Origin of the sequence: Achromobacter ruhlandii (genome assembly GCF_902859695.1) — a bacterium.
GTDB lineage: Bacteria > Pseudomonadota > Gammaproteobacteria > Burkholderiales > Burkholderiaceae_B > Achromobacter > Achromobacter ruhlandii.
The window spans coordinates 76,497-89,449 of sequence record NZ_CADIJL010000005.1 but is presented as its reverse complement, the minus strand read 5'-3'; the positions used below and the strand labels follow the sequence as shown (position 1 = coordinate 89,449).

Below are 12,953 nucleotides of genomic sequence, written 5' to 3'. Positions count from 1 at the left end.
GCCTTGCCCGGGACGCGGCGGCGCGTCGTGACGGCCGGTCAGGCGTCGGCGGGATTGATCAGCGACGTCAGCACGTGGTCCGCCCAGCTTCCGTCGATTTTCAGATAGGCCCGGGCCGTGCCTTCGCGCTCGAACCCCAGGCTGCTCAGCAGGCGCGCGCTGCGGGTGTTCTCGGGGCGATGGTTCGCCATGATGCGGTGCAGCCCGTGCTCGGCAAACATGAAATGGGTCGCCGCGAGGAGGCATTCCCGCATCAGGCCCTGGCCTTCGCGGTCTTGCGCGACAGAGAAGCCCAGATGGCAGGCCTGGAAGGCCCCCCGCACGATGTTGGTGAAGTTGCAGGTGCCGACCAGGCTGTCGTCGGTCCTGTCGAACAGCAGCAGGTGCACCGCCTGCCCGGCGGCGGCACGGGTTTCCATCGCGGCCAGCCGTTCTTCGGTCGACGCGGCGGTGTAGAACGCGTCGGACCGGGCGGGCTCCCAGGGCCGCAGGTGGGCCCGGTTGGCAAGGTGGTACGCCAGCAGGGCCGGGGCATGCTGGCGAGTCGCTTGCCGCAGCGACAGGCGGGGCGTGAGCAGGGGACCGGCCGGGGCCGTCGGGGTGGGGATCATGGGGTGCGGGATGAGCAGCAATGGAAGGCGAGAAGATACCGCGGACAGGTGAACGGCGGAAACGCGTGGCGTTGACCGCCCGGGTCGACCGGCGGGCTATGCGGGCATGTCGGCCGGGTGATCAGCAGGCTCGCGGTTGAGCTTCGCGTGCCGGTACAGGCCCTCCCGATCCAGGATCGTCATGCCGCCATAATGCGTGCGCAGCACCCCCGCCCGCGCCAGCTTCGTCAGGGCGGCATTGCAGCGCTGGCGCGACACGCCGCACAGGCCGGCAATCTCTTCCTGCGAGATCTTGAGGCGGCCGTTGGTGCCGGAATGCTGCTCGGCGTTCAGTTGCGCGGCGACGGCGCGGGCCACCGTGGTGTCCACGTCCAGCAGCACGTTGCCGGTATAGCAGGCCATGAGCCAATTGACGCGCTGCGCCAGGTGGGTCATCAGCGCCTTGGTGAACGCGATATTGTTGTTCCACAGGCGCTCGCAGGTGTCGCGCGGCAGGATCACGACCTGGCTCGGGCGCAGCGCCACCACCTCGTATTCGAACGGCTCGCGGCGGATCATGGTGGCCTCGCCGAACCAGCTGCCGGTGCTGAAGCCGGCCAGCGACAGCGACCGGCCGTCCGAGCCGCGCGAGGACCATTTCACCAGGCCGTCCACCACGCCATACCAGCCCAGCGATTTCGAACCCTCGCGGAACAGGCGTTCGCCGGCCTGCAATGACACCACCCGCAGCTCGGCCCGGACCACGTCGCGTTCCAGGCGCGGCAGGCCGTTGTACCAGGGCACGACGGCCAGCATCCGGTCCACCGGGTCTTGCTTGGCTCGCCGCTTCGGGCTGGCAGGTTCATGGCCGGTTCCGGCTGCCGGTGCGCGCATGGTTGTCCCCGTTCCGCCGTGGTGAGGGCGCCCAGGTAAACCCTAGGGCGCTTTGTCAACATGATGACTGTTCGCTGGCGGGGCCAGTCCGAGAATATTCGGGGCCCCAGAGCCAAAAAACCATAAGAGGAGACAGGTATGTTGTCAATGCCACGCAGGTTTTCGCGCGCTGTCCTGGCCGGCGCCATCGCCGGCGCGCTGCTGCACGCGGGCGCGGCCCGGGCGCAGATTTCCGACGACGTGATCCGGATCGGCTTCATCACCGACATGTCGGGCGTTTATTCGGGGCCGGACGGCCCGGGCGGGGCCGAAGCCATCAAGATGGCCATCGAGGAGATGGGCGGCGAGATCAATGGCAAGAAGATCGAACTGCTGACGGCGGACCACCAGAACAAGGCCGACATTGCCTCGGCCAAGGCGCGCGAATGGTTCGACCAGCGCGGCCTGGACATGCTGATCGGCGGCACCAATTCGAGCACGGCGCTGGCCATGTCGAAGGTGGCCGCCGACAAGAAGAAGCCCATCATCGTGGTGGGCGCGGGCGCGCCGGCCCTGACCAACGAGCAGTGCACCCCATACACGCTGAACTATGCCTACGACACCGTGGCGCAGGCGCGCGGCACGGGCGCGGCGGTGGTGAAGGCGGGCGGCAAGAGCTGGTACATCCTGACGGCGGACTACGCCTTTGGCCATGCGTTGCAGGCCGATACCACCAAGGTGGTCGAGGCCGGCGGCGGCAAGGTGGTCGGGTCGGTCAAGCATCCGCTGTCGACCAGCGATTTCTCGTCGTTCCTGTTGCAGGCGCAGGCCAGCAAGGCCGAGATCCTGGCGCTGGCTAATGCCGGCGCGGACGCCACCAATGCGATCAAGGCGGCCAACGAATTCGGCCTGACCAAGACGATGCGGCTGGCCGGCATGATCATGTTCATCAACGACATCCACGCCATGGGCCTGGAAACGGCCAAGGGCATGTACCTGACCGACAGTTGGTACTGGAACGCGTCGGACGAGACGCGGGCCTGGGCGCGGAAGTTCTACGAGCGCCGCAACGCCATGCCGTCGTCGCTGCAGGCGGCCGACTATTCGGCCGCCATCCAGTACCTGCGCGCGGTCAAGGCCACCGGCACGGACGACGCCGACAAGGTGCTGGCGTATCTGCGCGAGAACAAGCTCGACGACGTGTACATCAAGAACGGCGTGGTGCGTCCGGATGGCCGCGTGGTGCACGACATGTATCTGCTGCAGGTCAAGACGCCGGAGGAATCGAAGGCGCCCTGGGACTACTTCAAGGTGGTCCAGACCATCGATGGCAACGAGGCCTTCACCACCAAGGCCGAGACCCGCTGCGCCCTTTGGAAATAAGAGAATCGCCATGGCAAAACGCAAAGTGATCGTGACCATTGCTCCCACCGGGGGCATGGCGTTCAAGAGCCAGAACCCGCATCTGCCGACCCAGCCGGCCGAGATCGCCGAGGACGTCTACCGCTGCTACAACGCCGGGGCCAGCGTGGTCGCGCTGCACGCGCGCCGCCCCGACGACCAGGCCACCTGCGACGCGGCCATCTACCGCGACATGAACCAGCGCATCCGCGAGCGCTGCGACATCGTGCTGAACAATTCCACGGGCGGCGGCGTGCACGGCGACATGGTCAGGGAAACCACGCCGGGCACCTGGGAGATCCTGTGGGAAGAGCGGCTCAAGGGCATGGACGCCGGCGCCGAGATGTGCACGCTGGACGCCACCACGCTCAACCTGGCCTTCGGCGACCGCGAATACCTGATGAACACGCCCTTGACGCGAGCCCGCGAGCTGGCGGCCGGCATGAAGGCGCGCGGCATCAAGCCGGAGTGGGAGGTGTTCAGCCCGACCCACATCCTGCAGGACGCGACCACGTTGATCAACGAGGGGCTGGACGAGGAACCGCATTTCATCAACCTGGTGATGAATGTGCACCGCAACTTCCAGAACGCGATGCCGTTCTCGCCGCGCCATTTGCAGATGATGGTGGACCTGCTGCCCAGGAACAGCATCTTCTGCGTCAGCGGCATCGGGCCGTCGCAGCTGGAAGCCAACATCAGCGCGCTGCTGCTGGGCGGGCATGCGCGGGTGGGGCTGGAGGACAACCTGTATTACCGCCATGGCGAGCTGGCGACCAACGTGCAACTGACCGAGCGCATCGTGCGCATCATCCGCGAACTGGACATGGAGCCCGCGACGCCCGCCGAGGCGCGCGAGATCATGGGCCTGCCGCTGCGGGGCGGGGTGCGGCCGGAATTCGCGCTGTGAGAGCGGCGCGGCATTTTTCCAGGGATGTAGCCTGATGATTGAATCGTTGAAGGGCAAGCGGGTCCTGATCACCGCCGGCGCGGGGGGCATCGGCCTGGCCATCGCGCGCAAGTTCCTGGCCGCTGACGCGCAAGTGCACATCTGCGATGTGGCCGCGGAAGCGGTGCAGGCCGCCGTGCAGGCGCACGCCGGCTTGAGCGGCAGCGTCACGGACGTGGCCGACGAAGCCCAGGTGCTGGCCATGTTCGCGGAGTTGGCCGAGCGCTGGGGCAAACTGGATGCGCTGGTGAACAACGCCGGCGTCTCGGGCCCCACCAGCCGGCTTGAAGACACGGACCTGGCGGCGTGGCAGGCCACGCTGGACGTCAACCTGACCGGCACGTTCCTGTGCGCGCGCAGCGCGGTGCCGCTGCTGCGCGAGGCGGGCGGCGGGGCCATCATCAACATCTCGTCGGTCGCGGGCCGGCTGGGCTTTTCGCTGCGCAGCCCCTACAGCGCCAGCAAGTTCGGGTTGGCGGGGCTGACGCAGACCTGGGCGATGGAACTGGGACCGTCCGGCATCCGCGTCAATTCGGTGCTGCCGGGCGTGGTGGCGGGCGACCGGGTCGAGCGCATCATCGCCGCGCGCGCGGCGGCCGGCGGCGTCAGCAACGACGCCATGCGCGCGCAGTTGGTGGAAAAGGTGTCGCTGCGCAGGATGACCCAGCCCGAGGACATCGCCAACCAGGTGGCGTTCCTGTGTTCGGACGAGGGCGCGATGATCAGCGGCCAGAGCATCTCGGTGTGCGGCAACGTCGAATACCTGGGGTAGCGAGGAGGCAGCGGGGCACGCCGGCTATGCCCGGACACTGAATCCGGGCGCCTCGATGCGGATCGGCGTGCCGATATCGCGGCGCCATTGCGCGGGCCCCGATACATGCAGGTTGCCGCCGTCCGCGTCCACCGCCACCGTCACCGGCATGTCGACCACGTCGAATTCGTAGATCGCCTCCATGCCGAGATCCTCGAACGCGACCACGCGGGCACGGCGGATCGCCTTGGACACCAGGTAGGCCGCGCCGCCCATGGCGATCAGGTAGGCGGCGCGATGGCGCTGGATCGCGGCGACCGCGTCGGGGCCGCGTTCGGCCTTGCCGACCATGGCGATGAGGCCGGTGTGTTCCAGCATCATGTCCGTGTAGCCGTCCATGCGGGTGGCGGTGGTGGGGCCCGCCGGGCCGACGGCCTCGTCGCGCACGGCATCCACCGGCCCTACGTAGTAGATCACGCGGCCGCGGAAATCCGCCGGTAGCGGCTGGCCCCGCGCCAGCAGCTCGCGGATGCGCTGGTGGGCGGCGTCGCGGCCGGTGAGCATGCGGCCGTTCAGCAGCAGGGTCTCGCCGGCGCGCCAGCGGGTGACCTCGTCGCGGGTGAGCGTGTCCAGGTCCACGCGCCGGGCCGTGGCGGCCTGCGCCGACGGACCCAGGTCGGGCCACAGGTCGAGCGAGGGCGGTTCCAGGTGCGCCGGCCCGCTGCCGTCCAGCACGAAACGGACGTGGCGGGTGGCGGCGCAGTTGGGGATCAGCGCGACCGGCTTGGCGGCGGCGTGGGTCGGGTAGGTCTTGAGTTTCACGTCCAGCACCGTCGTCAGGCCGCCCAGGCCCTGCGCGCCGATGCCCAGCGCGTTGATGCGTTCGTACAGTTCCAGGCGCAGCGCCTCTTCAGGGGCAAGCGCTGCGCCGCTGGCGGCGCGTGCCTGCAACGTGTGCATGTCCAGCGGCTGCATCAGGCTTTGCTTGGCCAGCAGCACGGCCTTTTCGGCGGTGCCGCCGACGCCGATGCCCAGCATGCCGGGCGGACACCAGCCGGCGCCCATGGCCGGCACTTGCGCCAGCACCCAGTCCACCACGCTATCGCCGGGGTTCAGCATGGCCAGGCGCGCCTTGTTTTCCGAGCCGCCGCCCTTGGCCGCGACGGTGATTTCCAGGCGGTCGCCCGGCACGATCTCGACGCTGGTGACGGCCGGCGTGTTGTCCCGGGTGTTGGCGCGCGCGAACAGCGGATCGGCGATGACCGAGGCGCGCAGCGGATTGTCCGGGTCCAGCCAGGCGCGCCGCACAGCGGCGTTGACCGCGTCTTCCATGCTGCCGGTGAAGTCCGCCCATTGCACGTCCATGCCGACCTTGAGGAAGACGTTGACGATGCCGGTGTCCTGGCAGATGGGGCGCCGGCCTATGGCGGCCAGGCGCGAACTGGCCAGGATCTGCGCCATGGCGTCGCGCGCCGGGGCGCTGGCTTCGCGTTCATGGGCGCGGGCCAGGTGCGCGATGTAGTCGGGCGAGTGGTAATGGCTGATGTACTGCAGCGCGCCGGCGATGGAGTCGATCAGGTCTTGCTGTCGGATGCGGGTCATGGGCGGGGACGATTGCGCGGGAGGAGCGCCGTCCGGAATCCGCGCGGATCCGGACGGCGGGTGTCATTCGGCGTGCAGGGTGACGCCGGGCCGGTCCTTGACCAGCGTGACGGCGATGAACGAGACCGCGGCCATGACGACGACGTACACGCCCACCAGCCACGAATGGCCGGTGGCGGAGATGATGGACTGCGCGATCATGGCGGCGAAGGCGCCGCCCAGGATAGAACCCAGCGCATAGCCGGCCGACACGCCGGAATAGCGCACGTCGGCGGGGAACATCTCCGCGTAGAGCGCGGCTTGCGGGCCATAGGTCAAGCCCAGCGGCAACGACAGCGCGGCCAGCGCCAGGGCGAATTGCAGCGGATCGCCCGACTCGATGAAGGTCCACATCGGAATGGCCCACAGCGCCAGCAGCAGGTAGCCGAGCTGGAAGGTGCGCACGCGGCCGATGCGGTCGCCGAGCCAGCCGCCCAGCAGCGTGGTGCCGAGCCAGCAGGCGGCGGCCAGGGTGCAGATCATCAGCACCTGTTGCGGCGGCATGCGCAGGGCGCGGCTGCCATAGCTGATGAAGAAGCCCACCAGCAGGTAGCCGGCGGTGCTGTTGCCCACGAAGATCAGCGTGGTCAGCGCGATCTGGCGCGGGTGCTTGCGCAGCAGCGCGCCCAGCGGCGCCGAGGAATGGCTGCGGCGCGATTGCATGCGCAGGAATACCGGCGATTCCTCGACCGCGCGGCGGATGAAGACGCCGACGATGATCAGCGCGATCGACAGCAGGAAGGAGATGCGCCAGCCCCAGGCCATGAAGTTCTCCGCGCCGACCAGGGTGGTGATGCACCACAGCGCGCCCGTGGCGACGATCATGCCCAGCGGCACGCCGATCTGCGGAAAGGCGCCGAACAGCGAGCGCCGGTCTGTCGGCGCGTGCTCGACCGCCATGAGCGCCGCGCCACCCCACTCGCCGCCGGCCGAGAAGCCTTGCAGCACGCGCAAGCCCACCAGCATCACTGGCGCCCACAGCCCGATCTGGGCGTAGGTCGGCAGCACGCCGATCAGGGCGGTGGATACGCCCATGAGGATCAGGGTGGCGGCCAGCACGCGCTTGCGGCCATAGCGGTCGCCAAGGTGGCCACAGACGATGGCGCCCAGCGGGCGGAACAGGAAAGCCACGCCCACGGTGGCGAACGACAGGATCAGCGACAGTTCGGGATTGTCCTGCACGAAGGGGGCGAAGAACAGCGTGCCCAGCACCAGGCCCGCGGCCTGCACGTAGATGAAGTAGTCGTACCACTCGATGGCCGAGCCGACCAGCGTGGCGGCGAGCACCTTGCGGTCTTCGGCGCTGACCAGCGCCGCGGATGGCCGGCGTTCGCCGGCGGACGCGGGCGCGACGGCGCCCTGTCCGGGGAAATCTGTCTGCATGCATGTCTCCTTTGGGGGGGGGCGGACCGTGCCGCTGTGTTTTTGTTCGAGGGCTGGCCGGAGCGGATGAGGACCCGCTCCGGCCGTCGCGTCAGGCGGCGGCTTGCGCCGGCCGCGGCGCATCGGGCTGGTTCTCGGGACGGGCGGCGTCGAAGGCGGGCAACGCGGCGCAGGCCTGGACGATGGCGCGCACCTGGGTGAATGGCGCCAGGTCGACGCCGTAGCGCAAGGCGTTGTAGACCTGCGGCACCAGGCAGCATTCCACCAGCGTCGGCGCATCGCCCAGGGCATAGTGGCCGCGCCTGGCGGGCAGGGCGGCCTCGAAGGCGCGGAAACCCTCTTCGCACCAGTGGCGGTACCAGTCGTGCACCTGGTCGTCGTCGGCGCCGAATTGGGCGCGCAGGCGCTTGAGCGCGCGCAGGTTGTTCAACGGATGCACTTCGCAGGCCACCAGCAGCGCCAGCGCCCGCGCCTGGGCGCGACCGGCCGGGTCGGCCGGCAGCAGCGCGGGTGCGGGATGGCGGGCGTCCAGGTACTCGATGATGGCGAGCGACTGCTGCAGGCGCAGCCCGTCGATCTCCAGCATCGGCACCAGGCTGAACGGCGCCAGCGCGCGGTAGGCCGGCTGCAGGTGTTCGCCCTGGGCCATCTGCCAGGGCACCTGGCGATAGGGCAGGCCCTTGAGCGCCAGCGCGATGCGCACGCGGTAGGCCGCGGAGCTGCGCCAATAGCTGTGCAGTGTGAGGGAGGATGTCTCGGCCATGGCGCAGTCCCCTTCAGGCCGTGGCGGCTTGCGGCGCCGGCCGGGCGGCGGGCAGCGGGCGGGTGCCGGGAATCCGCACCTGCTGGTCGATGTCGCCGAACAGGCTGTTGCCGGCCTCGTCGCGCATGGCGATGCGGACGCGGTCGCCGTGCTTGAGGAAGGGCGTGCGCATCTGGCCGTCGCGCAGCTGTTCGCGCACCCGCGCTTCGACCAGGCAGCACACGCCGACCGCGTCGCTGGCGTTGGAAATGGTGCCGCTGCCCAGGATCGTGCCGGCACCCAGCCGGCGCGTGCGCGCGGCGTGGGCGATGAGTTCACCGAAGTGGAATTGCATTTCCTCGCCGGCCTGGGGCTGGCCGATCAACCGGTCGTTGAGCCACACTTGCATCGCGCGGTGCAGCTTGCCGTCGCGCCAGTAGGGCGCAAGCTCATCGGGCGTGACGAAGACGGGCGACAGCGCCGACGCCGGCTTGCCCTGCAGAAAGCCGAAGCCCTTGGCCAGTTCAGGCAGCACCACGTTGCGCAGGGTGACGTCGTTCACCAGGCCCAGCAGCACCACGTGTTCCAGGGCGGTCGCGGGGTCCACGCCTTGCGGTACGTCGTCGGTGATCACCACGATCTCGGCCTCCAGGTCGACGCCCAGGTCTTCACTGGTGGCGGTGATGGGGTCGCGCGCGCCCATGAAGTCATCCGAGGCACCCTGGTACATCACGGGATCGGTGAGAAACGACGGCGGCATTTCTCCGCCACGGGCGCGGCGGGTCAGGTCGACGTGATTGAGATAGGCCGACGCGTCCAGCCATTGGTAGGCGCGCGGCAGCGGCGCGGCGCAGCGTGCCGGATCGAACGGCTGGCCGTCGCTGGCGCGCAGGTCGTCGTATTCTGCTTGCAGCAAGGGCGCGCAGCGGGCCCAGTCATCGAGCGCCTGCTGCAAGGTGGCGGCAATGTGCGGCACCGCCCGCATGCGGGTCAGGTCACGGTTGACGACGACCAGCTGGCCGTCGCGGCTGCCGTTGTTCAGGGTGGCGAGTTTCATGGGTGGCAATTCCGTGGTCAGGCGCGCCGAGACACGCGGCGCGCGATATCGAAAGGGGTCAGGCGGTCAGTTCGGCCCACATCTCGCGGTCGCGCTGGGCGGTCCAGACGCGCGGGTCGGTGATGCCGCTGGCTTCGTCGAAGGCGCGCGAGATGTCGAAGGGAATGGCGTGTTCGTAGATCACGACGTGGCCGAACTCGGGGTCCATCACGCGGCGGGTGTCTTCGTAGACCTGCTTGAGGCCCTTGCCTTCGCTCACGCCCTGGCGAGCGCAGCCGTACAGCGTCTCGACCCAGCGGCGGGTGTAGCCGATGGCTTCGCGGCAGGCGCCGGCGCTGGTGAGCGCGGGGCCGCGGCCGGGCACCATCTGTTTCGGCGCCAGGGCCTGCAACCGGTCGAGCGTGGCCGGCCAGTCCGACAGGTAGGCGTCGCCGGTGTAGACGCCGGCGTTGAATTCGACCAGGTCGCCGGCGAAACAGATGCCTTGCGAGGGAATCCAGACGATGGAGTCGCCGCGCGTGTGGCCGGCGCCCAGATGCATCATGCGCACTTCCAGCTTGCCCATGAACAGGGTCAGCTCGCGCTCGAACACGGTGGTGGGCCAGGTCAGCCCGGGAATGGTCTCGGCGGACTGGAACAGGCGCGGGAAGCGGCCGATCTCGGAATCCATGTCGGCCTGGCCGCGTTCGGCGATCAGCTCGTAGGTGCCGCGGCTGGCGTAGGTGTTGACGGCGCCTTCGACGGCGAAGGCCGACGCGCCCAGCACGCGCACCGCGTGGTAGTGCGTCAGCGCGACGTGGCGGATGGGCTTGTCGGTGACGCCGCGGATGGCGCGGATCAGGTTCCGCGCCATGGCCGGCGTGGCGGTGGCGTCGACCACCATCACGCTGTCGTCGCCGATGATGACGCCGGAGTTGGGATCGCCGTCGGCGATGTAGGCGTAGGCGTTTTCGGACAGGCGCTCGAAGGAGGTCTTCTTCTCCGCCACGTCGGCCTGGGATGCGAAAGGCTTGCTCATCGTGTTCCTTGTCTGGATGAATGAAGGGATTCGGGGTCAGTCCGCGCCGCCATGGTGGCGCGCATGGCTGGTGGTGCCGGTGGCGCCGGGCTTGAGGCCGGCGGCCTTGTCGCGGTTCCAGGCGGCCAGTTCCTCGTGGGCGCTGCGGCGCTTGCGCGCCACGTAGTCGGCCACGGGCAGGCGCGCCGTCAGTTCCAGCCGGATGCCGTTGGGGTCGAAGAAATAGATCGAGCGGATGAAGTGATGGTCGGTCGGGCCGACCACCTCCACGCCATGCGCCAGCAGGCGCTGGCGCATGCGCTCCAGTTCGGCCTCGCCGCGGATTTCCATGGCGAAGTGGTTGACCCAGCGCGGCGTGGCGGGATCGGGCTGGCTCAGCGCGTTGTCGCCCAGGTCGAAGAAGGCAATGTGCGAGTGGTCGGCGAATTCGAAGAACAGGTGCACGAAGGGGCAGTGTTCACCGGTGGACGGCACCCGTTCTTCCTTGACCACGTGCACCAGCGGCAGGCCCAGGATGTCTTCGTAGAAGCGGCGGGTTTCCTCGGCATCGCGGCAACGCCAGGCGAAATGGTGCAGGCCCTGGATGGACGGGCAGGCGGCCGCGGGGGCGGGGGAATCGGTAAGCTGCGTCATGGCGCGGTCTCCGTGGGTCAGGGGATGTGCAGGGGGGCGGGTTCGCCGCGCGCCGCGAGGACTTCGTCGACGGCGGCCCGGACGCGGGCCGCGTCGTCCACCGCTTCGATCAGCAGCAGCGACAGCCGCGCCAGGCTGTCGCGCTGGTCGGCGGCGTCGCACTGGTCGGTCAGCGCGATCAGGCGTTCGAGCAGGTCGTCAAGCTGTTGCTGGGATTGCGGCATGGCGCGCGTCTCCGTTTGCGTGGGGGAGGCCGGCGGCCTCGGGTTGGGAATCGATGCCATCGGCGCCAGCCGGTCGCAGCGCGTCGTTGACCCAGGCCGCGAGCGTGGCGGGCGCCAGGGCCTGCGGCCCGCCCGCGGCCATGACGTGCTGGTCCGGCCGCAGCAGCCAGGCGCTGCCGTCCATCGGTTGGCCGAGCTGGTGCGCCAGGGCGTCGCGCCCGCGCGCATCGCACAGCGGCCCCACCGCGACCCAGCGCAGCAGCGCATCGTCGCGCACGTCCGGGGGCAACGCGTCGGCGAATACCAGCACGGTGAACCAGGGCCCGAGCAGCGCGTGCAGGGACAGGCCGTCGTCCTGCCGCAGCAGCACGTTGGGCAGGGCGCGGCCGGCGTGGGCGTGGTCGCCGCGCACCCAGGCCGATGCGGGATAGACCGCCGGCATGCAGAGCCGGCCGGTGTTGATCATGCGCGCCGCCAGCGTGTGGCGCGGCGCCAGCGCGATGATGGCGTCGCGCCACAGCGCGGCCGAGCGGGCGGCGCCGGGATAGACGAAGCGCGAAGAGCGGCGGGCCTGGCGGATGTTCTCCATGGCGGCGTGCTTGCGCTCGGCGTCGTAGCTGTCGAGCACCCCGGCGTCGGCGCGGCCCTGCAGCAGCAGCGCCAGTTTCCAGCCCAGGTTGTCGGCGTCCTGGATGCCGCCATTGCCGCCGCGCGCGCCGAACGGCGCCACCAGGTGGGCCGAGTCGCCGGCGAACAGTACCCGCCCGTGGCGCAGGCGGTCTAGGCATTCATGGCGGTAGGCCCAGACGCCGTGCCAGGCGATGTCGAAATCGACCCGTTCGCCCAGCAGGTCCCAGACGCGCTGGCGCATGGCGGCCTCGGTGGCGGCGGCTTCGGGGTCTTCGTCCGGGCGCAACTGGAAGTCCAGGCGCCAGGTGTCGTCGGCCATCTTGTGGCGCCATACCGCGCGGCCGTGATTGCTGCGGGCGTCGAGCCAGGTCCAGCGTTCCTCGGGCCAGGCGGTGCCGCGCAGCACGATGTCGATGATGATCCAGCGGTCCTCGGTGCGGTCATAGACTAGCGGACGCAGGCCCAGCAGGCCGCGCACCGCGCTGTTGGCGCCGTCGCAGGCCACCACCCATTGGGCGCGGGTGGCGTAGGCGCCGTCCGGCGTGCGCACGCGCAGCGTGGCCGGGCCGTCGGCACAGGGTTCGATCCCGACCACCTGGTTGAGCCAGCGCAGGTCGGCCAGCGGTTCACGCCGCAGCGCCTCGACCAGGAAGGCTTCCAGGTAATACTGCTGCAGGTTGACGAAACCGTTGTGGCGCATGTCAGGCTGGTCCTGCAGCGTGAACGAGGCCACCGCCATGTCGCGGCACAGCACGCGGCCGACGTTCCAGCGCACGCCCTTGTCGACCACGGCGCCGGCCATGCCGAGGCGGTCGAAGATGTCCAGCGTGCGTTGCGCCCAGACCATGCCGCGCGAGGCCAGGCCGCGCACGCCGACGGTATTGTCGTCGTCCAGCACCACCACGGGAATGCCGCGCCGCGCCAGATCCAGCGCCAGCGTCAGGCCGGTCAGCCCGGCGCCTACGATCGCGACGGGGTGGGGGGCAGCGCGCGGACGATCCATCTCGTCCGGCCTGAGGTAGGGGTAGAGGGGAAGCTCTGTCATCGTTTTCCCTAGTGCTCCA

Annotated in this window: 13 protein-coding genes; 3 read left to right on the top strand and 10 right to left on the bottom strand. The window is 69.5% G+C overall.

Annotated elements, in window-relative coordinates; genetic code table 11:
• Nucleotides 1-38: 38 nt before the first annotated feature.
• Both HV742_RS08705 and HV742_RS08700 read right to left on the bottom strand, forming a co-directional pair.
• The gene (locus HV742_RS08705) at nucleotides 39-611 is read right to left on the bottom strand and encodes a GNAT family N-acetyltransferase (RefSeq protein ID WP_175144842.1); all 573 of its coding nucleotides are present in this window, start codon (nucleotides 609-611) and stop codon (nucleotides 39-41) included.
• Between the two features lie 96 nt (nucleotides 612-707).
• Nucleotides 708-1,484 carry a Crp/Fnr family transcriptional regulator gene (locus tag HV742_RS08700; protein ID WP_231891503.1) on the bottom strand — a complete coding sequence of 259 codons (777 nt, stop codon included), beginning with the start codon at nucleotides 1,482-1,484 and terminating at the stop codon, nucleotides 708-710.
• A 138-nt stretch (nucleotides 1,485-1,622) separates the two neighbouring features.
• On the opposite strand from HV742_RS08700, the gene HV742_RS08695 reads away from it, so the two are divergent.
• Genes HV742_RS08695 through HV742_RS08685 form a run of 3 tightly spaced genes read left to right on the top strand, consistent with a single transcriptional unit; the run spans nucleotide 1,623 to nucleotide 4,582 of the window.
• Complete coding sequence (locus HV742_RS08695) at nucleotides 1,623-2,846, top strand: ABC transporter substrate-binding protein (protein ID WP_100507583.1); 1,224 nt, start codon at nucleotides 1,623-1,625, stop codon at nucleotides 2,844-2,846.
• Nucleotides 2,847-2,856: 10 nt separating this feature from the next.
• Nucleotides 2,857-3,771: a beta-keto acid cleavage family enzyme gene (locus tag HV742_RS08690; protein WP_175144841.1), complete on the top strand. Its 915-nt coding sequence runs from the start codon at nucleotides 2,857-2,859 to the stop codon at nucleotides 3,769-3,771.
• A 34-nt stretch (nucleotides 3,772-3,805) separates the two neighbouring features.
• Nucleotides 3,806-4,582, top strand: coding sequence for an SDR family oxidoreductase (locus tag HV742_RS08685; RefSeq protein WP_175144840.1), 777 nt, complete (start codon nucleotides 3,806-3,808; stop codon nucleotides 4,580-4,582).
• A 24-nt stretch (nucleotides 4,583-4,606) separates the two neighbouring features.
• Here the strand turns inward: HV742_RS08685 and HV742_RS08680 are convergent, their stop codons facing one another.
• The 8 genes from HV742_RS08680 to HV742_RS08645 all read right to left on the bottom strand — a co-directional run bounded on the left by HV742_RS08680 (nucleotide 4,607) and on the right by HV742_RS08645 (nucleotide 12,934).
• A complete protein-coding gene (locus HV742_RS08680) occupies nucleotides 4,607-6,163 on the bottom strand; it encodes a fumarate hydratase (protein ID WP_175144839.1) in 1,557 nt (518 codons plus the stop codon).
• Nucleotides 6,164-6,226: 63 nt separating this feature from the next.
• The gene (locus tag HV742_RS08675) at nucleotides 6,227-7,585 is read right to left on the bottom strand and encodes an MFS transporter (protein ID WP_175144838.1); all 1,359 of its coding nucleotides are present in this window, start codon (nucleotides 7,583-7,585) and stop codon (nucleotides 6,227-6,229) included.
• Between the two features lie 91 nt (nucleotides 7,586-7,676).
• A complete protein-coding gene (maiA, locus tag HV742_RS08670) occupies nucleotides 7,677-8,348 on the bottom strand; it encodes a maleylacetoacetate isomerase (RefSeq protein WP_175144837.1) in 672 nt (223 codons plus the stop codon).
• Between the two features lie 13 nt (nucleotides 8,349-8,361).
• Nucleotides 8,362-9,384: a fumarylacetoacetate hydrolase family protein gene (locus HV742_RS08665; RefSeq protein ID WP_020926226.1), complete on the bottom strand. Its 1,023-nt coding sequence runs from the start codon at nucleotides 9,382-9,384 to the stop codon at nucleotides 8,362-8,364.
• Nucleotides 9,385-9,442: 58 nt separating this feature from the next.
• A complete protein-coding gene (locus HV742_RS08660) occupies nucleotides 9,443-10,402 on the bottom strand; it encodes an MBL fold metallo-hydrolase (protein WP_175144836.1) in 960 nt (319 codons plus the stop codon).
• A gap of 36 nt (nucleotides 10,403-10,438) precedes the next feature.
• Nucleotides 10,439-11,035: a VOC family protein gene (locus HV742_RS08655; RefSeq protein ID WP_024070476.1), complete on the bottom strand. Its 597-nt coding sequence runs from the start codon at nucleotides 11,033-11,035 to the stop codon at nucleotides 10,439-10,441.
• A 17-nt stretch (nucleotides 11,036-11,052) separates the two neighbouring features.
• Nucleotides 11,053-11,259 carry a hypothetical protein gene (locus HV742_RS08650; protein WP_006385785.1) on the bottom strand — a complete coding sequence of 69 codons (207 nt, stop codon included), beginning with the start codon at nucleotides 11,257-11,259 and terminating at the stop codon, nucleotides 11,053-11,055.
• Nucleotides 11,234-12,934 (bottom strand): FAD-dependent oxidoreductase, encoded by a 1,701-nt coding sequence (locus HV742_RS08645; protein ID WP_175144835.1) that lies wholly within the window; start codon nucleotides 12,932-12,934, stop codon nucleotides 11,234-11,236. Before HV742_RS08645 ends, HV742_RS08650 begins: the two co-directional genes overlap by 26 nt.
• Between the last annotated feature and the right edge of the window lie 19 nt (nucleotides 12,935-12,953).

Excerpts from the sequence above, each read along its gene's own strand:
- HV742_RS08705 (WP_175144842.1), bottom strand. The coding sequence starts at position 611 with ATGATCCCCACCCCGACGGCCCCGGCCGGTCCCCTGCTCACGCCCCGC.
- HV742_RS08700 (WP_231891503.1), bottom strand. The coding sequence starts at position 1,484 with ATGCGCGCACCGGCAGCCGGAACCGGCCATGAACCTGCCAGCCCGAAG.
- HV742_RS08695 (WP_100507583.1), top strand. The coding sequence starts at position 1,623 with ATGTTGTCAATGCCACGCAGGTTTTCGCGCGCTGTCCTGGCCGGCGCC.
- HV742_RS08690 (WP_175144841.1), top strand. The coding sequence starts at position 2,857 with ATGGCAAAACGCAAAGTGATCGTGACCATTGCTCCCACCGGGGGCATG.
- HV742_RS08685 (WP_175144840.1), top strand. The coding sequence starts at position 3,806 with ATGATTGAATCGTTGAAGGGCAAGCGGGTCCTGATCACCGCCGGCGCG.
- HV742_RS08680 (WP_175144839.1), bottom strand. The coding sequence starts at position 6,163 with ATGACCCGCATCCGACAGCAAGACCTGATCGACTCCATCGCCGGCGCG.
- HV742_RS08675 (WP_175144838.1), bottom strand. The coding sequence starts at position 7,585 with ATGCAGACAGATTTCCCCGGACAGGGCGCCGTCGCGCCCGCGTCCGCC.
- maiA (WP_175144837.1), bottom strand. The coding sequence starts at position 8,348 with ATGGCCGAGACATCCTCCCTCACACTGCACAGCTATTGGCGCAGCTCC.
- HV742_RS08665 (WP_020926226.1), bottom strand. The coding sequence starts at position 9,384 with ATGAAACTCGCCACCCTGAACAACGGCAGCCGCGACGGCCAGCTGGTC.
- HV742_RS08660 (WP_175144836.1), bottom strand. The coding sequence starts at position 10,402 with ATGAGCAAGCCTTTCGCATCCCAGGCCGACGTGGCGGAGAAGAAGACC.
- HV742_RS08655 (WP_024070476.1), bottom strand. The coding sequence starts at position 11,035 with ATGACGCAGCTTACCGATTCCCCCGCCCCCGCGGCCGCCTGCCCGTCC.
- HV742_RS08650 (WP_006385785.1), bottom strand. The coding sequence starts at position 11,259 with ATGCCGCAATCCCAGCAACAGCTTGACGACCTGCTCGAACGCCTGATC.
- HV742_RS08645 (WP_175144835.1), bottom strand. The coding sequence starts at position 12,934 with ATGACAGAGCTTCCCCTCTACCCCTACCTCAGGCCGGACGAGATGGAT.